The sequence below is a fragment of the Eikenella corrodens genome (assembly GCF_003990355.1).
GTDB lineage: Bacteria > Pseudomonadota > Gammaproteobacteria > Burkholderiales > Neisseriaceae > Eikenella > Eikenella corrodens_B.
Map to the genome: position 1 here is coordinate 1345956 of NZ_CP034670.1, position 20082 is coordinate 1366037.

18 protein-coding genes and 1 pseudogene are annotated in these 20082 nt (G+C 56.0%); 8 read left to right on the top strand and 11 right to left on the bottom strand.

The genetic code is table 11. The annotated features are described in order from the left end of the window. Positions 1-4 precede the first annotated feature (4 nt). The 4 genes from ELB75_RS06770 to ELB75_RS06785 are packed head-to-tail and all read right to left on the bottom strand — an operon-like array spanning position 5 to position 3891. Entirely contained in the window at positions 5-760 is a 756-nt protein-coding gene (locus ELB75_RS06770; protein WP_126983272.1) for a hypothetical protein, read from the bottom strand. Continuing rightward, positions 757-1371 (bottom strand): STY4526/YPO1902 family pathogenicity island replication protein, encoded by a 615-nt coding sequence (locus tag ELB75_RS06775; protein WP_164726835.1) that lies wholly within the window; start codon positions 1369-1371, stop codon positions 757-759. The genes ELB75_RS06770 and ELB75_RS06775 overlap by 4 nt, the downstream gene beginning before the upstream one ends. Further along, complete coding sequence (locus tag ELB75_RS06780; protein ID WP_126983274.1) at positions 1364-2974, bottom strand: ParB family protein; 1611 nt, start codon at positions 2972-2974, stop codon at positions 1364-1366. Before ELB75_RS06780 ends, ELB75_RS06775 begins: the two co-directional genes overlap by 8 nt. After that, complete coding sequence (locus ELB75_RS06785) at positions 2971-3891, bottom strand: ParA family protein (RefSeq protein WP_064089677.1); 921 nt, start codon at positions 3889-3891, stop codon at positions 2971-2973. Before ELB75_RS06785 ends, ELB75_RS06780 begins: the two co-directional genes overlap by 4 nt. A 207-nt stretch (positions 3892-4098) precedes the next feature. On the opposite strand from ELB75_RS06785, the gene rpmE reads away from it, so the two are divergent. The 4 genes from rpmE (at position 4099) to ELB75_RS06805 (ending at position 7208) form a co-directional block, all read left to right on the top strand. Then, the gene (gene rpmE / locus ELB75_RS06790; protein ID WP_126983276.1) at positions 4099-4314 is read left to right on the top strand and encodes a 50S ribosomal protein L31; all 216 of its coding nucleotides are present in this window, start codon (positions 4099-4101) and stop codon (positions 4312-4314) included. Between the two features lie 226 nt (positions 4315-4540). Further along, positions 4541-5296, top strand: coding sequence for an endonuclease/exonuclease/phosphatase family protein (locus ELB75_RS06795; protein WP_126983277.1), 756 nt, complete (start codon positions 4541-4543; stop codon positions 5294-5296). 112 nt (positions 5297-5408) lie between these two features. Then, entirely contained in the window at positions 5409-6461 is a 1053-nt protein-coding gene (aroG, locus tag ELB75_RS06800) for a 3-deoxy-7-phosphoheptulonate synthase AroG (protein ID WP_126983278.1), read from the top strand. Positions 6462-6650: 189 nt separating this feature from the next. After that, complete coding sequence (locus ELB75_RS06805; protein ID WP_126983279.1) at positions 6651-7208, top strand: RDD family protein; 558 nt, start codon at positions 6651-6653, stop codon at positions 7206-7208. A gap of 424 nt (positions 7209-7632) precedes the next feature. Here the strand turns inward: ELB75_RS06805 and ELB75_RS06810 are convergent, their stop codons facing one another. The 5 genes from ELB75_RS06810 to mnmC1 all read right to left on the bottom strand — a co-directional run bounded on the left by ELB75_RS06810 (position 7633) and on the right by mnmC1 (position 13203). Then, complete coding sequence (locus tag ELB75_RS06810; RefSeq protein WP_126983280.1) at positions 7633-8484, bottom strand: metal ABC transporter permease; 852 nt, start codon at positions 8482-8484, stop codon at positions 7633-7635. Beyond that, positions 8477-9349 (bottom strand): metal ABC transporter permease, encoded by an 873-nt coding sequence (locus ELB75_RS06815; RefSeq protein ID WP_126983281.1) that lies wholly within the window; start codon positions 9347-9349, stop codon positions 8477-8479. The genes ELB75_RS06810 and ELB75_RS06815 overlap by 8 nt, the downstream gene beginning before the upstream one ends. After that, positions 9343-10269 carry an ATP-binding cassette domain-containing protein gene (locus ELB75_RS06820; protein WP_126983282.1) on the bottom strand — a complete coding sequence of 309 codons (927 nt, stop codon included), beginning with the start codon at positions 10267-10269 and terminating at the stop codon, positions 9343-9345. The genes ELB75_RS06815 and ELB75_RS06820 overlap by 7 nt, the downstream gene beginning before the upstream one ends. Next, positions 10269-11150: a metal ABC transporter substrate-binding protein gene (locus ELB75_RS06825; protein WP_126983283.1), complete on the bottom strand. Its 882-nt coding sequence runs from the start codon at positions 11148-11150 to the stop codon at positions 10269-10271. Before ELB75_RS06825 ends, ELB75_RS06820 begins: the two co-directional genes overlap by 1 nt. A gap of 508 nt (positions 11151-11658) precedes the next feature. Then, positions 11659-13203 (bottom strand): FAD-dependent 5-carboxymethylaminomethyl-2-thiouridine(34) oxidoreductase MnmC1, encoded by a 1545-nt coding sequence (gene mnmC1 / locus ELB75_RS06830; protein ID WP_126983284.1) that lies wholly within the window; start codon positions 13201-13203, stop codon positions 11659-11661. A gap of 278 nt (positions 13204-13481) precedes the next feature. Here mnmC1 and lon point away from each other — a divergent pair, with 278 nt between their 5' ends. The 4 genes from lon to ELB75_RS06850 all read left to right on the top strand — a co-directional run bounded on the left by lon (position 13482) and on the right by ELB75_RS06850 (position 18818). Continuing rightward, positions 13482-15920: an endopeptidase La gene (gene lon, locus ELB75_RS06835; protein WP_126983285.1), complete on the top strand. Its 2439-nt coding sequence runs from the start codon at positions 13482-13484 to the stop codon at positions 15918-15920. Positions 15921-16116: 196 nt separating this feature from the next. Beyond that, positions 16117-16386: an HU family DNA-binding protein gene (locus ELB75_RS06840; RefSeq protein ID WP_126984232.1), complete on the top strand. Its 270-nt coding sequence runs from the start codon at positions 16117-16119 to the stop codon at positions 16384-16386. Positions 16387-16736: 350 nt separating this feature from the next. Then, on the top strand, positions 16737-16991 hold the full coding sequence (locus ELB75_RS06845; RefSeq protein WP_126983286.1) for a hypothetical protein: 255 nt from the start codon (positions 16737-16739) through the stop codon (positions 16989-16991). A 285-nt stretch (positions 16992-17276) separates the two neighbouring features. Continuing rightward, on the top strand, positions 17277-18818 hold the full coding sequence (locus ELB75_RS06850) for a peptidylprolyl isomerase (RefSeq protein ID WP_126983287.1): 1542 nt from the start codon (positions 17277-17279) through the stop codon (positions 18816-18818). A gap of 235 nt (positions 18819-19053) precedes the next feature. Here ELB75_RS06850 and ELB75_RS13245 read toward each other — a convergent pair. After that, a pseudogene (locus tag ELB75_RS13245) lies at positions 19054-19160 on the bottom strand (IS5/IS1182 family transposase); the annotation flags it as partial. 18 nt (positions 19161-19178) lie between these two features. Beyond that, positions 19179-20048: an NAD(P)H-hydrate dehydratase gene (locus tag ELB75_RS06855; protein ID WP_126983288.1), complete on the bottom strand. Its 870-nt coding sequence runs from the start codon at positions 20046-20048 to the stop codon at positions 19179-19181. Positions 20049-20082: the final 34 nt, after the last annotated feature.

Sequence of the window (20082 nt, forward strand, 5' to 3'; positions counted from 1 at the left end):
CCTTTCACACTGTCAGCGACTGCATATAGCCGTCGCCCAATTCCGCCAGCCGCTGCAGGCTGTAGCGGCAGTGGCGCATCCTCGGGAAACCCCCGTACTTGGTTTCCAGTACGCCGATGTCGCGCAGTGCTTCGGCTGCCAGCCGCTGTTCGCGGCGGCTCAGCCGGGTACGTTCGGTAACAGCTTGTTCCGGCAGCGCCACCCACGGACTGCAATCCTGCCGTTCGGCCAGGGCAATATGCGGCGTATCGGCCTGCACCGCCGCCAGCAGCAGGCAGGCTTTGACCGACAGACCGTAATGCAGCAGGGTTTTCAGGTGCAGGCGGTTGAGCGAGACCGGCGGGGCAGCCACGGCGCACAGCGACACATCGGCACGGCAGCGTAGCAGCCCTTCCAACTTTTCCCCGTCCAAACGGTACAGCGACACGTTCAGGCGGCGTTCGTTGGCCAGGATGCCCGCCTCCAGCAACAGATGGCGCACGCGGTACCAGCTGCCGCCGCCCAAACCGGTTTCCCGGCGCACGATGTCTTCGTTGAGGGCGACCCATTCGCCAGGCCGGTAGCGCGCAACATAGCAGCTGAGGAAATAGCCTGCCGTCACCGAATCCAAAGCTTGGGCGAACTGCACCACATAGGTCACGGGTTCCTCCCACAGTGCGGCCAGATAAGCGGTGTCGCGGTTGTCCCAATACGGAATCGGATCGCTGCCGAACAGCTCGGGCGACAGGGTCGGGACAGGATGGGCGGCAACAGGTTTCACAGGCAGCCCCCTTCGACGGCGGCCACCGTGCTGTACAGCTGGCCGAGGGTGCAGCCGGGATGGCGTTCGGCCAACGCCCGGTAGCGCAGGAAGGTGTCGGTTTCGCCCGCCGTCGCCTGCCAGTCGGCCGCCACCGACAAACGGGCTTCCAAGGGCAGGGCGGGCAGCCGGCCCTTATTGACGGGGATGCCCAGCCGCCGGCGCAGCTGCCGCACATCATCGGCGCACAGCGCCGGGCACAGCAGCAGAATCATACGGTTGCTGCCGCCGTGCCGGATCAGCCATTCGCAGCGTTGCAGGCAGAGTTGCCACCGCTCTTGGCTGCCGGCGACCTCGTGCACCGCCGCCGCCAGCGCGGCCGGCGGCAGGCGGATTTCCACCATGCCGTCCAACAGGCGGGCCACCGCGTGCAACTGTTCTGATGGTAGTTTGGCCAGCATCTCGAAAGCATCGGCGCAGCCCGGCGGGAGGCCGGCGTCGGCTGCCTCCTGGCCGCCTTCGGGCAGCACCAGGGAAGAAACCAGCAGAGCCAGTATTTGGCCGTGCAGCGGGTGACGCTGCTCCAAACGTAGGCGGTAACACGCTTCGTGACGGGTTTTAGCCTTAGTCATGGCCGCCTCCCGCATCGAAAGTACGCACGGCACGCATGGCATCTAAAATGGCTGACACCGGTGTAGTATACGGCGTATCGGTGGTCTGCCATTCCAATACCCGGTCCAATAGGTAGACCCGCTCGCCGATGCCCATGGTGCTGTATTCGTCCAGGATGTCCGCATCCTGCCAGGCCACCCGCACGGTAGAGTTTTCAGGTAGTTTGAGGATGGGGTTATCCGCCTCCATAAAGGCGCTGCCCATCAGCTTGTCTTGTCCGGAAACACGGCATAGGAAGGCAAATACGTTGCCAGCCTCTTCGTGCAGGTGGTCGATGGCGAACACCGCCTGCAGGTTGGTCTGAGAGATATTTTGGAAATCAGGGTATTCGAGATAGAACCCGTAGGGGAAGGCCGGATGGACACGGAAACAGTCGACCAGCCCCACCATCGAGAGCAGGCCGTGCACGGCCTGATGCAGGGCCTGCAGTGCCGCGTCGTGGTCGGCATAGGCGGGAGTAACGCCTGCAGCTGACCGGGCATCGTGCCGTTTCGCAGCCGCATCGAGCGGCAGCGCAACGGTGTTGGGCACATTGGCCGGGCTTGGCATGTCGGAAACGATTTCAGGTAGCCTATCTATATCGGCGGCTGTGGCAGGAGATTGGCCGGTATGACCGCCTGTTTCAGATAGCCTCGTGTTAAGGGAATCTGTCGCAGCGTGTTGTTTTTGAACCCGTTGCGGCAATACATCACCAAATACCTCGACAAAACGCTGTTGCAGGTGACGACTCAGGGCGATCATATCCAGTTCCTGTGTTTCAGCTTCCGTTTGTCCCGCTGCCCACCCGCTCAGGCTGTTGCTCCAGAAACCGTCCAGTTGGTCAACGGCACTGGTGCTTTTTAGATCGTCTTGGAACTGGTAATAGAGTTTACGGATATCGAAGGTTTTTTGATTCGACAGATGTTGTGCCAGCATCCCCAAATCATTGAGGTGATCGGCAGCAAAGAACATTAGACTTAGTGTATTGTGTGTCAGAGATAAGCCGTGTGTCAGAAATAACCCGGCTAACTCGCGCAAACTCAACTTCTTCGGACTTTCCGACTGGAACATAGTCCGTATTGCGGCATAGGCCTGCGCCTTGTCCCAAAAGCACATCTCTGCACGTTGTTCGTTCTCAATCAAGTGGGCGATTTGAATGTCCGCCTCCGAGGTGTATTCGGCAAAGATAGCTGGGATGACGGCGAAACGCTCATCTCCAGTTTCAGCATACAGTTCCTGTACGATTTTAAGGCGGGTGTTGCCGCCCTGCGCCAGCACAAAGCGGTTGTCGCCGGGGCGGCGGGTAATGTGTACCGGCTGTTGCACGCCCGCCTCGCGGATGGATTGTTTAATGTGGCCGTATTGCTCTGAGTCGTGTCGTGTGCGGGGGTTTTTGTCGAAGAAGTCGATTTCATGAACCGATACGTTCATAAACAAACCGGGGAACACGTCGTCCTTGGGCGCAATGTCCATTCCAGTTTGCGCTGGAGGAGCGACTAGCAGGCTGGCGAATGCAGTTTCGGCATTCAGCTGCAATTTTGGCCCAGTACGTTTTATTGTGCCAGAACGGTTGCTGCTACTCATGATCGCACCTCTGCTGACATATTATCCGTACCGGTATCGGCTGCTGTTTCTTCAGGCAACAGATTTTCCAGATGTTCGCCGAACAGATGACATTCCACCTGCTGTTCTTGAATTGGCGGGAACAGTTCGTATACCAACCGAATCATCTGTTGGCGGGCAGATTCCGATTTGCCCGAATGCTTCCATTCGTGGCAATGTACTGGAATTCGCAGCGTGGCTGCTTCCTTGTAGGCTTTGGCATAGGGGATTTCTAAAGGCAGTAGCTGTTTTTTACCGTCCAAGCTCTGGTTGAAATAGGCTTTGATGCCCTCGGTAATGATGCGCGCATCTTTAGTGCGGTCGCGGGCATAAATCAACGCCCGCAGCGGTGGAATCGGCAAGTTCATCACCGCGCCATGTGCCAGCCGATCTAAAGCTTCTTGTGTACCTGAAACGAATTCCCGCGCACTCAGTGTTTCCGGCATGATCGGCGAGAGCAGCAGGTTGGCGGCAAAGCAAGCCGCATCCTGAATTACGCCGACCGATCCTTTGGTGTCGATCAGCACCGCATCGTAGCTCTCGGCGATACAGGGGTGCACCAACTTGCTGCGCAGCAGGAAAGCCCGGTCGGGGCGGTTCTGCACCTTGTTTTGCACGTCGTCGCGGATATTGTTGGACAGGACGATGTCCAGATTGGGATAAACCGTATTGGAAATGGTGGATTGGATGACGGATTCGTCGTTTTTGCCCAACAAAAGTTCCACCACGCCGTTGGGCGCGCGGTAATGTATTGGGTAGAATTTGCTGAGTGAGGCTTGGGTGTCGGTGTCGATCATCAGCACCCGGAAGCCCATATCGGCCAGTATGGCGGACAGGTTGGCGGTTACGGTCGTCTTACCAATGCCACCCTTGGTAGAGACCACGGTCAAGATTACCATCGTAAATATCCTTTTCTATCAAAAGCATATTCACTTGAAGGCAATCAAACCTATCGCACCGCACCAAGCTGAACTCACAGAAAACGAAGTTTTCAGGTAGCCTAATATGCGCTCGACCTATTGCCTTAATGGATGTTTTTAAGTACAATCCACCGCTTGTCTGTAGTATAGGCAAATTCCCTATACCCGCTTTTTAAAGGAAAAACCATGAAACCTGAAATTCATCCCGACTACCACGAAGTTAATGTTACCTGCTCTTGCGGCAACAAATTCACCACTAAATCTGCCATGGGCAAAACCGAATTCAACATTGAGGTTTGCTCCGAGTGCCATCCGTTCTACACCGGTAAACAGAAGATCGTGGATAGCGCCGGCCGTGTGGACAAATTCAATCAGAAATACGGCAATATGTTCAAACGCTAATTTGCTGCCGTGTTTCCCCGAGGCCGCCGAGAGGCAGCCTTTTGTTTTGTCCGTAAATAAGGCGGGATGGCAGGAAACGGATGCCAAACAGGCTGCATACAACGGAAATAAAAGTTTTGACTGAAGCAGTTGGAAAATGGCATAGGCAGGCCATATTGAGCAGTGCAGGTTGGCACATAAGATGCTACCTGAAAAACAGCATTAAATTTCTTTGCCACGCCACACCATGAACCGCGCCGTTTCCATCACCACCTACAATATCCACAAAGGCATGTCGCCGCTAAATCGGCGGCTGCAACTGCCGCAAATGGTTGATGCCCTGCAACATCTCGACACTGACATCCTGTTTTTGCAGGAAGTGCAGGGCGTACACCGCAAACGGCAGCAGAACGTGCCCGAATTTCCTGCCGAACCGCACGGCGAAGTGATCGGCCGGCAGTTCGCTTTTGCCTGCAGCTACGGCCAAAACGCCACCTATGCCGGCCGCCACCACGGCAACGCTATCCTCAGCCGACTGCCGCTGCAGATGCGCACTAATCTAAACGTATCGGTAAACCGGCTCGAACAACGCGGCGTGCTGCATTGCGAAATTCAGCCGCCCGGCTGGGATAGGCCGCTTATCTGCCTCTGCGTACACCTCAATCTGCGCGAAGCCGACCGCAAACGGCAATACCGCACCATCGCCGATTACATCGAACACCAAATTCCATCCGATGCCCCGCTGATTCTTGCCGGCGACTTCAACGACTGGCGGCAGCGCTCATGCAGCCGTTTCGGCCAATTGATCGGCCTGGACGAAGCTTTCGCCCATCTGCCCGCCGGGCGGCCGAAAACCTTCCCTGCAAGGCTGCCCATACTCAGCCTAGACCGTATCTACACCCGCCATCTCACCGTATTAAACGCAGTAAGCCACCAAGGCCTGCCGTGGCAGCAACTCTCCGATCATCTACCCTTATCCGCAGTAGTCTTGCCGAAGTGGTAGGCAGCGGTGAAGCAATCAGCAGCCCATCCGAGGCTACCTGAAATTAAATTCTTGCCAGCCGCTGCCGCCCAGTCCACAATAAGCCCTTTCCAATCACAGCAAAACACAAGCCATGAGCCACGCCCAAACCTTCAGCCGCACCGACGACGTACGCATCCGCAGCATCAGCGAATTGCTGCCCCCCATCGCCCACCTCTACGAACTGCCCATCAGCGAAACCGCCGCCGATCTGGTGGAGACCACCCGCCACCAGATTGCCGGCCTGGTGCACGGCCGCGACCAGCGCCTGCTCGTTATCATCGGCCCCTGTTCCATCCACGATCCCAAAGCCGCCCTCGAATACGCCCAGCGCCTGCTGCCCCTGCGCAAAAAATACGAAAAAGAGCTGCTGATCGTGATGCGTGTTTATTTTGAAAAACCGCGCACCACCGTGGGCTGGAAAGGGCTCATCAACGACCCCCACCTCAACGGCACCTTCGATATCAACTTCGGCCTGCGACAAGCCCGCCGCCTGCTGTTGGATTTAAATAACCTCGGCATGCCCGCTTCCACCGAATTTCTCGATATGATTACCCCGCAGTATTACGCCGACCTCATCTCCTGGGGCGCCATCGGCGCGCGCACCACCGAAAGCCAGGTGCACCGCGAGCTCGCCAGCGGCCTCTCCTGCCCGGTCGGCTTCAAAAACGGCACCGACGGCAACCTCAAAATCGCCATCGATGCCATTGGCGCCGCCTCCCATCCGCACCACTTCCTTTCCGTTACCAAAGCCGGCCATTCCGCCATCGTCCACACCGCCGGCAACCCCGACTGCCACGCCATCCTGCGCGGCGGTAAAGAGCCGAACTACAGCGCGGAACACGTTAAAGCCGCCGCCGAACAGCTGGCCAAGGCCGGTGTAACGCCTAGATTAATGGTGGATTTCAGCCATGCCAACAGCCGCAAAGACTACGCCCGCCAAATGGAAGTGGCGCGCGATGTGGATGCGCAGCTGCAAAACGGCGAGCAAAACATCATGGGCATCATGGTGGAAAGCCACTTGGTGGAAGGCCGCCAAGACAAGCCCGAAACCTACGGCCAAAGCATCACCGACGCCTGCATCGGCTGGGATGCCACCGAAGAGCTGCTCGCCCTGATGGCCGAAGCCAATCGCGGCAGGGTGTGAACAAAGCGGCTTGTGCCGAATGCAATACCCAAAAAATTTCAGGTAGCCCGATACAACAAAAGGCTACCTGAGAAAACATAAATATTTACAAACCGCACCAAACTGTTAAAATCCTTCACTTTCCAATAACGTCTATTTTAACAAGGGCTGAGGCGCAAAAAATTGCGACTGCCCTAGGGAGATACACTCATGCAAGATTTCCGCAAAAACCCAAACGAAAATTTCCGCCAAGCCTATGCCTCCACCGCATTGGAAAACGATTTATTCGATGACAATGAAATGGAAGTAGAGCTGGCCAGCCCGTGGCAGCGGATGGGCGCCAGAATTATGGACGGCCTCCCCTTTGCCGGTATCGGTATTTTGGCAGCCATTTTAGTAGCCTTCACGGGCGGGAGTGATGGTAAGGCAGCGATGGCTGTAATTATTGTAGCTGTTGTGGCAGCTATCGGCTTGTTGATTTACAACTTGGTCATCATGGCTCGCGACGGCCAAAGTATCGGCAAAAAAATCGTAGGCATCCGTGTGATTACCGAAGACGGTGATAACCCAGGTTTTGTTAAATACTGCTTGGTGCGCGAGATTGGCTATAACTTCATTTTTACCCTGATTGGAATAGTTAATGAAAACTTGGGCGATGCACTGGCAACCATCGCCGGCATCATCTGTGTTGTGATGCTCTTCATGGAAAGCCGCAACCGCCAAACCCTGCAGGATTTGCTGGCGAAGACTTTGGTTATCAAAAACTAAACTTTCTGCCATTCTTTCAATAAAAGGCTACCTGAAAAGGCATCTGTCCGCTTTCAGGTAGCCTTTGGTATGTGGGTGGTCGGGTATGAAGCCCACGTCTGCAGGTTTCAGGTAGCCATCAACATTTGGGAGGGCTAGGAACAGTGGTATGTCAAAGCAATACTATGTGTTGGCAAAATCCACTGCCGAATCTATAACATCGCCCTGCCTTCGAGTGGCTGCTTAGAGGCCTGATGCGGGATATCGGGCATAAGTGCCTGCCCTACGGGTTGTTTGGAAAAGCGGTAGGCCGGATACTGATGGCATCTTGCACAAAGACAGCTTGAAAAAACGTATGAGCAATGAAAGCTCTTTTTGCAGGCTGCGGAAGCGGAAAAGGCTACCTGAAATTTTCAGGTAGCCTTTGTGTTTGGGTAGTCTATCCTCATTCGGCAACGGCTTCGTGTCTGCCGGAGGTTTGCCGCAGTTTGTTCCAAACCAGGGCGAGCAGGAAGAGGGCGGCTTGCAGGATGACGATGCTGGGGCCGGTGGCGGAGTTGAGGTGGTAGCTGAGCAGGGTGCCGGTAAGGCTGGTGAACACGGAGGCGGCCACCACGATGATCATCATGCGTTCAAAGCGCTTGGTAAGCAGGAAGGCGGTGATGCCGGGGGAAATGAGCATGGCCACCACCAGCACCACGCCGGCCACCTGCATGGCGGTGATGATGGTCAGCGCGAGCAGGGTGAGCAGGCTGTAGTGCAAGAACTGCGGGGAGAGGCCGGCAATGCGCGCTTGGGCGGGGTCGAAGCAGTAGAGCATGAAGTCGCGCCGTTTGAGCAGCACGGCCAAGGCCACGGCAGCGCAGATGGCGAAGGTTTGCAGCAGCTCTTCCCGGCTCACGCCCAGCACGTTGCCGAACAGGATGTGGGTGAGGTGTTGGTCGGTTTCCACTTTGGTAAACAACACGAGGCCGAGCGCGAACATACCGGAGAACACGATGCCCATCACGGTATCTTCTTTGAGGCGGCTGTTGTTTTTCAGGTAGCCTACGCCCACGGAACAGAGCAGGCCGGAAGCGAATGCGCCGATTTGCAGCGGAATGCCGAACACAAAGGCCAGTACGATGCCGGGCAGCACCGCGTGCGACACTGCGTCGCCCATTAGCGACCAGCCTTTGAGCACCAGATAGCAGGAGAGCAGCCCGCAGGTAATGGATACAATCAGCGCGGTGAGCAGGGCATTCTGCATGAAAGGGAAGGCGAGCGGCTCGGCAAACCAGTTGATCAGCTCAGACATGGCCGGCCTCCATTTCTTCCGCCTGCGGTGCGGCGCCGAATTTTTGCCGCAACAGGCCGTATTTAGGCGCAAACACGAATGCGAGCAGGAACAGCAGGCTTTGCAGGCAAACAATCACGCCGCCGGTGGCGCCGTCGAGGAAAAAGCTGATGTAGGCGCCCAGAGCGCAGGTAATGATGCCGAGCGCCACGGCAATCAGCACCAGCTTGCCGAAGCGGTCGGTGAGCAGATAGGCGGTGGCGCCGGGAGTAACCACCATGGCGATCACCAAAATCGCGCCCACGGTTTGCAGCGCGGCCACCACGCAGGCGCTGAGCAGGCAGAAAAACAAAATTTTGTAGCGCAGCGGCGAGAGACCGACGGCCACGGCCTGGGTTTCGTCAAAAAACACCAAAAGCAGGTTTTTCCAAGTGAGCAGCATAAACAGCAGGCACACGCCGATGATGATGGCTACCTGAAAAATATCTTCGTCGGCAATGCCCAAAATATTGCCCAACACGATTTCCTGCACGTTGACCGCAGTCGGGTTCACCGACACGATAAACAGGCCGACGGCAAAAAAGGTGGTAAAGATAAAGCCGATTACCGCATCTTCTTTCAGCTGCGTGATGGCGCGTATCCACAAAATCGACAGTGCCGCCAAAATGCCGGACACAAACGCGCCGACGGAATAGGGCAGGCCGAGCGCGTAGGTAACCGCCACGCCGGGCACCACCGAGTGCGACAGCGCGTCTCCAATCAGCGACCAGCCTTTGAGCATTAAATAAGACGACAAAAACGCGCACATGCCGCCTACCGCCGCACTCAGCACGATGGCTTTCACCATGTATTCGTAGGCAAACGGCTCTAGCAGCATTTCTAGCATGAGCCGCTCCCTTCGCTGCCGTTTTCCTGTTCTGCACAGCTGCCTTGGGCATCGCTGCAGCAGGGTACGGCGGGCGGATCGTTTTTGGCTTGGCCGTAGAACACGGCGGGGCGTTCGTCGTCGGTAAGTACGGTGAGCACGCGGCGGTCTTCGTCGTCGTGTAAATCACTGCCGGAGAGACGGAAATGGCGCAACACGCCACCGAAGGCCAATTCGAGGTTGTGTTGGTTGAAAGTGTGTTCGGTGCGGCCGGCAGCCAGCACGGTACGGTTGATCATCACCACTTGGTCGCAGAAGTCGGGCACCATGCCGAGGTTGTGGGTCGATACCAAAATCAGATGCCCCTGTGCGCGCAGCTGGCCGAGCAAATCCACAATCGCATCTTCGGTTTTTACATCAACGCCGGTAAACGGCTCATCCAGCAAGATAATCTTGCTCTGCTGCGCCAGTGCGCGTGCCAGGAATACGCGCTTTTTCTGCCCGCCGGAGAGCTCGCCGATCTGCCGCTGCGCCAAGTGGGCAATGCCCACCCGTTCCATGGCTTCCTGCACTTTGCGTTTGTCTTCGGCTTTGGGCAGGCGCAGGAAATTCAGGTAGCCGTAGCGCCCCTGCATCACCACGTCGTACACCGACACGGGAAACTGCCAATCCACTTCCTCGCTTTGCGGCACATAGGCCACCAGGTTGCGCTTGAGCGCCTGCGGCACGGGCAGGCCGCACAGGCGGATGCTGCCCGATTTCGGCTTAATCTGCCCCATCAAGCTTTTAAACAGGGTGGATTTGCCGCTGCCGTTTACGCCCACCAGCGCGCAGGTGGTGCCGCCTTGCAGCGTGAAGCTCACGTCGCGGATGGCCGTGTGGCCGTTGCTGTAGCGAACCGTTACCGATTCAACGCTGATGGAGGCGGCTTGTTCAGACATTATTTTCCAAATCCTCTAACAATAGTGGAAACCGTGGTATTGAGCAGGTCGAGATAGGTGGGCACCGGGCCGTTCTTGGCGGAAAGCGAATCCACATACAGCACGCCGCCGTATTTGGCGCCGGTTTCGCGCGATACCTGCTGCATCGGACGCGGCGATACGGTGCTCTCGCTGAACACCACCGGAATATGGTTTTGCCGCACGGTGTTGATTACGCGGCGCACCTGTTGTGGCGTGCCTTGCTGCTCGGCGTTAATCGGCCACAGATACACTTCTTTAAAGCCGTAGTCGCGTGCCAGATAGCTGAACGCGCCTTCGCTGGTCACCAAGAAACGCTGGTTTTGCGGCACCCGTGCCAGTTTTTCGCGCAATGGGCGGTCTAGGTTGCGGATGCGCTGGGCATAGGCGGCGGCGTTGCGGGTGTAGGTGGCGGCGTTTTGCGGGTCGTATTTAATCAGCGCGTTTTTGATGTTTTCCACATAGATTAAAGCATTGCGGGTAGACATCCAAGCGTGCGGATTGGGCTGGCCGCGATAGGGGCCTTCGTGAATCGACATCGGGGTGATGCCTTGCGTAACCACCACTGCCGGTTTGTTGCGCACGTTTTGGAAGAAGCGCTCAAACCAGCGTTCCAGGTTCAGCCCGTTCCACAGCACCAAATCGGCAGATTGCGCTTTGGCAATGTCTTGCGGCGTGGGCTGATAATCATGGATTTCCGCTCCCGGTTTGGTAATCGACTCCACCACGGCGGCATCGCCCGCCACGTTTTGGGCGATATCCTGAATTACGGTGAAGGTGGTGACCACCTTGAATTTGGCATAGGCCGGGGCGGCCAAGCCTAGGGCGGCCAGCAGGCAGAATGCGGATAATAATCGACGCATTGTTTTCTCCTAATTTAATTTGGTTGAATGAGCGGCAAAGCGGAGCAGTTGCCTAATTTACATACTAGCCTAAATAGAAATTGCTATCAATTATTTTATAGTAGCTTTTATATCACCACAGAAAAATCAGCAGAAGCAATAAGCCTATATCGCTTACGGAATTATTTTATGCGTATTTTGCCGTGCTGTACCAGCAATCATTGCTATAGGCAATAGCCTCTTTGCTAATTTAAATGGCAAAACCGGTTGGGCTGGCGAGCGGGTTTGGCTGTGTTTTCGATGCTATAGTGGATTAACAAAAATCAGGACAAGGCGGCGAGCCGCAGACAGTACAGATAGTACGGCAAGGCGAGCCAACGCTGTGCTGGTTTTTGTTAATTCACTATATTTGTTATCTTGCGTTAAATCGTGCTGCAATGGCTACCTGAAAATTGGATAACTTGTTTTGGCCGGGCTGAAACATTTTTCAGGTAGCCTGCTGTAGAAATTAACAGCGAAGCCTTTAAGTTTACCGGTGGATAATGCGGCGAATCAGCAGACGGTTGGGGGCGAGGGCGGCGGCCACTTCGGGTTCGGCGGGCAGGGGCTGGCCGAGTATTTGCGCGGCGATGAGTTCGCCGCACAGCGGGGCGGTGGCCAGACCTCGGCTGCCGTGCCCGCTGTTCACAAACAAGCCGGGCAGGTGGGGGCAGGGCAGGTCGGGCAGGCGGTAGTTTTTATCGTTGGCGAGTTTGGCGTATTGCACACGCATCGCCACCCAGTCGCCCAACGCACCCACGGCGGGCAGGTGGTCGTAGCAGTCGGCGCGCACGGCGGCATGGCCGGACTGGTAGGCGGACAGGGCGGCGGCGAGTTCGGGCGAGAGTTGTGCCAGTTTGGCGTGGTTGCCGTCGTCTTCTGCAGCACGCAACTCACTGCTTTGCTCGTTGGGCACGAAGCTGGCGCCGAAACAGTGCTGATGGCGATACTCCGGCGAAATATAGGCATCGGCGCTTAGGGCGCAGCGCAGCCGGCGGCTGAAGGGCGAGGCATCAGCCAGGCTGGTTTGGCCGCGGATGAATTGCAGCGGCAGGGCTTCGGGCAGGATATCGGCCAATTGCTCGGCACCGCAGCAGAACACGATGTGGCTACCTGAAAACGTCTGCATGCCTTGCGGCGTATCCACGGCAAGCCGCCATTCGCTGCCATGGCGTTGCAGATTGGTGAGGCGGTGTTGCGTGAGCACGCGGATGCGGGGGGATTCGAGCAGGGCGGCGGCGAAGGATGGCGGGTTAAGCCACGCTCCTTGCGGCCAGAACAGACCGCTCTGCCCGCTAAGCGGGATGCCGGAGCGTGCTTCGGCTTCGGCAGAGTTGACGGCGTAATAAAGATGACGGTTGGCGCGTTGTTCGCCCAGCTCGCGGTTGCGGCGGGTTTCGCTTGGGTTGTGGTTGAGGTGTAGCACGCCGCAGGCCTGCCAAACCGGGCTGTTAGGCAGAAGGTGTTCGAGCAGGCGGCGGCTGTAGCCGTAGCTGCCGAGCAGGAGGCGGGTTTGCAGGGTGGGGTGGGCGGAGATTTTGGCGTAGAGCAGGCCTTGCCGGTTGCCGGATGCGGCGCGGGCGGGCTGGTCGTTTTGCTCGAGAATTAGGCTGCTGATGCCGCGTCGGGCGAGGGCGTGGGCGGTGGCTGCGCCGGCGATGCCGCCGCCGATAATCAGCACGCGTTCCACAGGAATAGGCGGCGGGGCGATTTGCCAGGGTTTGCTTGGGCTAGCCTGTTGCGGCACAGGCGGACTGTTTTGCCAAACCGGTTCGCCAAAGCCGTATTGTACCAACCCGGCGGCTGCGGCGGCGGGCAGCAGATAAATATCGCGTTGCAGCGGGTTGGTGTCGGCGGGGATAAAGTTGGCGGCGGAGGCGGCGCAACTTTTCAGGTAGCCTTTATCGGGCTCATGGAGGCTACCTGAAAAATCGTCGCTGAGAAAAATGCAGGCCGCGCGGGGATGCCGGGAGATGGCGGCGGCAAGCTCTTGTTCGGCGGGGATGCCTTGCCAGATGAGGGCGGGGGTAGTCATGGCGTTTGCCGGCTGGTGCGGGCGGGAATAGGAGACGGGAGGCAGTATAGACAGAAGCAGCGGGCGGCAGCAACTTTGGTTTGCATGTTTCGACGGCGTCAGGCAAAAGGCTACCTGAAAGCATAGCGTCAACAAAATTCAAACCGCTGCCGGTTTTCAGGTAGCCTTTTACAAACTAAACTCCGCCGAATGCTTGAAATGCGCTTGGCTGCCCCCAATTTGCCGGGCAATGAGGCTTTAGCCATCCTATCCAACTGAAAACAATAACCGAGAAGATAATGACCCAATCCCAGCATAATCCCGCTGAAACCCGCACCCTGCCGATGTTGCCGCTGCGCGACGTGGTGGTGTATCCGCATATGGTGCTGCCGCTGTTTGTCGGCCGCCCCAAATCCATTGCCGCGCTGGATGCCGCCATCGAGCAAGATGGGCCGGTATTCCTTTTGGCGCAGAAAAATCCGGCCAACGAAGACCCCGGCACAGACGATTTACACACCATCGGCACGCTGGCCAATATCCTGCAAGTACTGAAATTGCCCGACGGCACGGTGAAGGTGCTGGTGGAAGGCATGCAGCGCGCCCGCGCATTAGCGGTGAACGACGGCGGCGATTATTTCCAAGCCGAAATTGAAGTGCTGGCTGCCGAAGAAAACACCGACGGCCACGACTACGAAGCCCTGCGCCGTACGCTTTTGGCGCAGTTCGACCAGTTCATCAAGCTCAACAAGAAAATCCCCGGCGAAGTGGCCGGCACCATTCACGGCATCACCGACCACAGCCGCCTGGTGGACACCATTGCCGCCCACCTGCAGCTCAAGTTGGAGCAGCGCCAGGAGATTTTGGAAATCACCGACGTAGCCGAGCGCATGGAACACCTGCTCGGCCAGCTGGAAGCCGAGCTGGATATTTTGCAGGTGGAAAAACGCATCCGCGGCCGGGTGAAACGGCAGATGGAAAAATCCCAGCGCGACTATTATCTGAACGAGCAGGTAAAAGCGATTCAGAAAGAGTTGGGCGAGGGCGACGAGCGTGAAGAGCTCGACCAGCTCGAACAGCAGGTGCGTGAAGCCGGCATGAGCAAGGAAGCGGAAGAAAAAGCGCTGGGCGAAATGAAAAAGCTGCGCATGATGCCGCCGATGTCGGCTGAGTCTTCCGTGGTGCGCAACTATATCGAAACGCTGGTAGACATTCCGTGGAAGAAGAAAAGCAAGGTCAGCAAAGATATTGTGCAGGCCGATTTAGTGCTCAATGCCGACCACTATGGCTTGGAAAAGGTGAAAGAGCGCATTTTGGAATACTTGGCGGTGCAAAAACGCATGAACAAGCTCAAAGGCCCGATTCTGTGCCTGGTGGGCCCGCCCGGCGTGGGTAAAACCTCGCTCGGCCAATCCATTGCCAAAGCCACCGGCCGTAAATACGTGCGCATGGCTTTGGGCGGCATCCATGACGAGAGCGAAATCCGCGGTCACCGCCGTACCTACATCGGTTCGATGCCGGGCAAAATCATCCAAAACATGATTAAAGCCGGCGTGAACAACCCTCTGTTCCTGCTGGACGAAATCGACAAACTTGGCCGCGATTTCCGTGGCGATCCGGCCAGTGCGCTGTTGGAAGTGCTCGATCCGGAGCAAAACCATTCCTTTGCCGACCATTATGTGGAAGTGGATTTCGACCTGAGCAACGTGATGTTCCTCGCTACTTCCAACAGCATGGACATCCCGCCTGCGCTGCTCGACCGCATGGAAATTATCCGACTCTCCGGCTACACCGAGGACGAGAAGGTAAATATTGCCATGCAATATCTCGTGCCCAAGCAAATTGAGCGCAACGGGGTGAAAAAAGGCGAAATCGATATTCAAGAAAGCGCAGTGCGCGACATCATCCGCTACTACACCCGCGAAGCCGGTGTGCGCTCGCTTGATCGCGAAGTCGCCAAAATCTGCCGTAAGGTGGTGATGCAGCAGGTATTGGAACAAGATAAGAAAGCCGGCGCCAAACGCGCTGCCGCGCCGCAAACCGTGGTAGTGGATGCGGCCAACCTGCATGACTATCTCGGCGTGCGCCGCTTCGACTACGGCGTGGCCGAAAATGAAAACCGTGTCGGCCAGGTTACCGGCCTGGCATGGACGGAAGTGGGTGGTGAGCTGCTCACCATCGAAGCCGTCGCGCTCAAAGGCAAAGGCAATATCCTGCGCACCGGTAAGCTGGGTGATGTGATGCAGGAATCTATTTCAGCCGCCTGGAGCGTGGTACGTTCGCGTGCCGAAGTATTGGGCATTGCACCGGATTTCTACGAGAAAACCGATATCCATGTGCACGTTCCCGAAGGTGCCACACCTAAAGACGGCCCCAGCGCCGGCATTGGTATGACGCTGGCCATCGTGTCCTCGCTCACCGGTATTCCCGTGCGTGCCGACGTGGCCATGACCGGCGAAATCACACTGCGCGGCGAAGTGTTGCCCATCGGCGGTTTGAAGGAAAAACTGTTGGCTGCCCTGCGCGGCGGCATCAAGTATGTGCTGATTCCGCAGGAAAACGTGAAAGATTTGGAAGAAATTCCGCAAAACGTGAAAGAAGGGCTGGAAATCCATCCGGTGCGCTGGATTGACGAAGTGCTCTCCTTCGGCCTGGAATATCAGCCGCAGCCTTGGCAGGACGTGCCTGCGGCCAAAGCGAAAACCCCGGCGAAATCCGGCGGTCGCGCCACCAAACATTAAGGCGAAAAGCGGCAGGCTGTGTTGTGTGAAAGGCGCAAACCTGCCGCTTTGGCTGAAAATAGCTGCTTTCCAGCCGTTTATTTGCTTGACCGATGATTTTGAACTTGCTATAAAGCAGCCTGTTGCAGACAAACGCATTGGTGCCGACCACAATCGGCCGATTCTTCATTACTCCTCAACTAGAAAGGGACTTAACGTGAACAAGTCTGAATTGATTGAAGCAATTGCTAAGGAAGCTGACATTTCCAAGGCTGCTGCCGGCAAGGCACTGGATGGCTTTACCAAGGCTGTTACCACCGCTCTGAAAAAAGGCGATACCGTGACTCTGGTTGGCTTCGGCACTTTCTACGTGGGCGAGCGCGCCGAACGCAAAGGCCGCAACCCGCAAACCGGTAAAGAGCTGGTTATCCCGGCTGCCAAATCTCCGAAATTCCGTGCAGGTAAAGCGTTGAAAGACGCGCTGTAAAGCACCGCACCTTCTTGCATAAATGGAAAAAAGACAGGCTTCTCGGTCTGTCTTTTTTCTTGCCCATGCTTTCAGGTAGCCTCTTATGCTTGGCAGTGCAGCGGAGGATTCTGGCATTATAGTGAATTAACAAAAACCAGTACAGCGTTGTCTCGCCTTGCCGTAACGTGTGTACTGTCTGCGGCTTGCCGCCTTGTCCTGATTTTTGTTAATCCACTATAAATAAACTGTTTGGAGTTATATCGCGGATTAAATTTGCTTTCGATACAAGACAGCGAGTCACGGGCAATATCCAAATACGCAGTGTTTGCCAAGAGAAACACTAATAAAATTATTACAGGTTAACCGAAATGAGTGCATATTGGTATCAGGCTTGTCCAAAATGTCATGAACAGGGTAGGTTGGTGATTAAAAAAGATATCACTTATAATCAATTGTTTTTATGCTGTGATGAATGTATGGCATGTTGGAAAAATATTAAAGATTTAAATAATAATAAAAACATATTTTATGAATTTTCCATTAGGTCAGAGACGGCTTATGCATCGGAAGAGGATATTAAAAATTCAGAATGGAATAATGATTTTAAAATATATATAAAATAGAGGTTTAGAAACCTGTGTGGGGCATTTGTGGAACGCGCACACGCGGTTTCCAGTTTTCAGGTAGCCCCTTTTTAGGCTACCTGAAAATGTAGACTCAACGCGGTTAAATAAAGTACAGGCTACTTTTCGCGGCTTCAAAACCCTAAAAAGCAGCCTGCACTCTGCCAACCAATAGTTCAGCAAGGCAAGGCTATCGAGAAAGTTAAGTTAATTCGCTATAGCCCGCCACCCGTAGAACCGTTACAATACCGCATTTAATTTTCACCACGTTTCCTTTTTATTTTTATGTTTGCCATTGTCGAAAAACACCGCCGCCTGTCCCAAGTGCTCCTTGGGCTGATTACTGTGACCTTTGTGGGATTCGGTGCCCAAACCCTCACGTCGGGTATGCACAGCAGCTACATCAGCAAAATCGGCAACACCCGTATTACTGCCGAGCAAGTGCAGGAACTGCTGAGGGAAGCGCCGCGCCATAGCGATCAGCCCATCAGCAAAGACGACGTTTACCAATCGCTGGTGCAGCAAGCTTATTTGGAGCAGGGCGCGGCAGAGCTGGGCGTTGGCGAGCTTTCTCTTGAGCAAATCAAAGGCGTGATTACGCGCGATCCCTCATTTCAAGTCAACGGCCAATTCAGTCCCGAGCAGTTTCAAGCCTATCGGCGCCAAAGAGGGATTACCGAAGAGGGGCTGATTGACGAAATGCGCAGCCAATACCGCCGCCAAACCCTTATCAGCCTGTTGAGCAACGGCAATATCGTTAGCGACAGCCAGGCCAACCAAATCCTTGCCCTTACCGGTAGTGAGCGTGAGTTGCGTACTGCGCCCTTCAATGCGGCCGATTTTGCCAGCAAGGTACAGCCCACCGATGCCGCCTTACGTAGCTATTTTGAAGCCAACAAAGCCAAATATGCCCTGCCTTTGGCCGTGAAGCTTGAGTTTGTTGATTTGAATGTGGAAGAGCTGGCCAAACAGCAAACCGTTAGCGCACAAGAATTGCAAGAGGCCTACCGCAATCTGCCCACCTCTGCCAGCGAAGCCAAACCGCCGTTTGAGAGCGTGAAAGCTCAGCTGGAAGAGAGCGTACGCCAGCGCAAAGCCGCCCAAGCCTTGGGCAATGCACGCGAACAGTTGGCACAGCTGGCCTTCGATAATCCGGACAGCCTGCAAAAAGTAGCTCAGGAAATGAAGCTGCCGCTGCAAAAACACGAAGAATGGCTCAGCCAGCCCGAAGCGGCCGCCGCCAAATTGCCGCAGGCCGTGCAGGAGGCTATGTTCAGTGCCGAGGTAATCGAGCGCCGCCACAATTCCGAAGTATTGGATATGGGTAACGGCGTATTGCGCGTGCTGCGTGCCACCGATGTGAGCAAAGCCCGCAATCAAAGCTTTGAAGAAGCCAAGGAAGCGGTGCGCAAAGATTATGTGGCTGTGGAGAGTGCCAAGCTGGCCCAAGCCGCCGCTGCCCAAGCTCTGAGCAATCTGCAGGCTGGCAAAGCAGTGGATAAGCTGCAATGGAGCAATCCGGAAAAAGCCGGTGCCACCCAGCTGCAACAAGCCGTTGGCCTGCAAAACTTTGCCGCCATCGTGAAAGCCCATCCGCAAAACGGCAAACCCGGCTACGCAGTGATTACCCTGCCCAACGGCAATGCTGCCGTGGTGGAGGTGCGCGCCATCAGCCTGCCAGACAACAGCAAGCAGCAGCTGCCGGAACTACGCCAACAAATTGCCGGACGCAATACCGAAGCGTTCTACCGCCAATATTTGCAAGTGCTGCAACGCAAATATCCGATGCAGCAGGGCTCGCAGAAATTGGATCGGGATGAAAACTGATTGATTTTGCCGTTTGAAGGCTACCTGAAAGTTTCAGGTAGCCTTTTGCTATTTCTATTTGGCTTCGGCTGAGTGATATAGTGAATGAACAAAAACCAGTACAGCGTTGTCTCGCCTTGCCGTAACGTGTGTATTGTCTGCGGCTCGCCGCCTTGTCCTGATTTTTGTTAATCCACTATACACTAAAGGCTACCTGAAACTTTCAGGTAGCCTTTCTATCGCTGCAATTATGCTTGTATAGTGAATTAAATTTAAACCAGTACAGCGTTGTCTCGCCTTGCCGTACTATTTGTACTGTCTGCGGCTCGCCTCCTTGTCCTGATTTAAATTTAATCCACTATAGCAAGCCGACTATCCAGCCTAACCCGCGGCCAGATTGCGCAGTTCGCGCACCGCATCGGCAATCTCGCCTGCCGTCAGGCCGATGGGGCCGATGCCGCGGGCGGCGAGCAGCTCTGCCGCCGTGCCGTGCATCCACACCGCCGCGCAGGCGGCATCTTGCATGGGCAGATGTTGCGCCAGCAGGGCAGCCATCAGGCCGCTCAATACGTCGCCGCTGCCGGCGGTGGCCAAGCCGGGGTTGCCACTGTCGTTTTCATACACAATCCGCCCGTCCGGCGTGCACACCAAGGTTTTCGCACCTTTGAGCACCACATAGCTGCCGTAGCGCTCGGCAATATTGGAGGCCGCCAAATAGCGGTTACCCTGCACCTCTTCCACCGAAATATCCAGCAGGCGTGCCGCTTCCAGCGGATGAGGCGTGAGCACCACATTATTGGGCAAAAACATGGTTTCCACTGCCAGCAGGTTCAGCGCATCGGCATCCAGCAGCAGAGGTGCATCGGTATGGATGGCCGCTGTCGTGGTCTGCTCCAACAGCTGGCGCGAGGCATCGCTCATGCCCAAGCCGCAGCCAATGGCGTAAACGCTGATGTCGCGCCGCTGCACCAGTTGTGCGGCAGTGGTGATCATGATTTCCGGGTAATTGGGCAGATACGGTATCGGCAGGCTGTTTTGCGCAAACCCGAGCCATACTTTGCCCGCCCCGCCTTTCAAGGCCGCGCTGGCCGCCAGCACGCCGGAACCGGCCATGCCGGCCGCGCTGCCTATCACAGCCACCGTGCCGAACGTGCCTTTATGGCTGTCTTCCGCGCGTGGTTTGATTAAAAGGGGGAAACGGAAACGGGCAGTATGCTGCCACTGCGCCAACTGCCGGGATAAATCTGCCATATCAAACCTCATGTTATTCAATTAGATAAATGCC

Bases quoted from the DNA above. Each gene is read 5' to 3' on its own strand.
- ELB75_RS06775 (WP_164726835.1), bottom strand. From the start codon at position 1,371: ATGACTAAGGCTAAAACCCGTCACGAAGCGTGTTACCGCCTACGTTTG.
- ELB75_RS06780 (WP_126983274.1), bottom strand. From the start codon at position 2,974: ATGAGTAGCAGCAACCGTTCTGGCACAATAAAACGTACTGGGCCAAAA.
- ELB75_RS06785 (WP_064089677.1), bottom strand. From the start codon at position 3,891: ATGGTAATCTTGACCGTGGTCTCTACCAAGGGTGGCATTGGTAAGACG.
- rpmE (WP_126983276.1), top strand. From the start codon at position 4,099: ATGAAACCTGAAATTCATCCCGACTACCACGAAGTTAATGTTACCTGC.
- ELB75_RS06795 (WP_126983277.1), top strand. From the start codon at position 4,541: ATGAACCGCGCCGTTTCCATCACCACCTACAATATCCACAAAGGCATG.
- aroG (WP_126983278.1), top strand. From the start codon at position 5,409: ATGAGCCACGCCCAAACCTTCAGCCGCACCGACGACGTACGCATCCGC.
- ELB75_RS06805 (WP_126983279.1), top strand. From the start codon at position 6,651: ATGCAAGATTTCCGCAAAAACCCAAACGAAAATTTCCGCCAAGCCTAT.
- ELB75_RS06810 (WP_126983280.1), bottom strand. From the start codon at position 8,484: ATGTCTGAGCTGATCAACTGGTTTGCCGAGCCGCTCGCCTTCCCTTTC.
- ELB75_RS06815 (WP_126983281.1), bottom strand. From the start codon at position 9,349: ATGCTAGAAATGCTGCTAGAGCCGTTTGCCTACGAATACATGGTGAAA.
- ELB75_RS06820 (WP_126983282.1), bottom strand. From the start codon at position 10,269: ATGTCTGAACAAGCCGCCTCCATCAGCGTTGAATCGGTAACGGTTCGC.
- ELB75_RS06825 (WP_126983283.1), bottom strand. From the start codon at position 11,150: ATGCGTCGATTATTATCCGCATTCTGCCTGCTGGCCGCCCTAGGCTTG.
- mnmC1 (WP_126983284.1), bottom strand. From the start codon at position 13,203: ATGACTACCCCCGCCCTCATCTGGCAAGGCATCCCCGCCGAACAAGAG.
- lon (WP_126983285.1), top strand. From the start codon at position 13,482: ATGACCCAATCCCAGCATAATCCCGCTGAAACCCGCACCCTGCCGATG.
- ELB75_RS06845 (WP_126983286.1), top strand. From the start codon at position 16,737: ATGAGTGCATATTGGTATCAGGCTTGTCCAAAATGTCATGAACAGGGT.
- ELB75_RS06850 (WP_126983287.1), top strand. From the start codon at position 17,277: ATGTTTGCCATTGTCGAAAAACACCGCCGCCTGTCCCAAGTGCTCCTT.
- ELB75_RS06855 (WP_126983288.1), bottom strand. From the start codon at position 20,048: ATGGCAGATTTATCCCGGCAGTTGGCGCAGTGGCAGCATACTGCCCGT.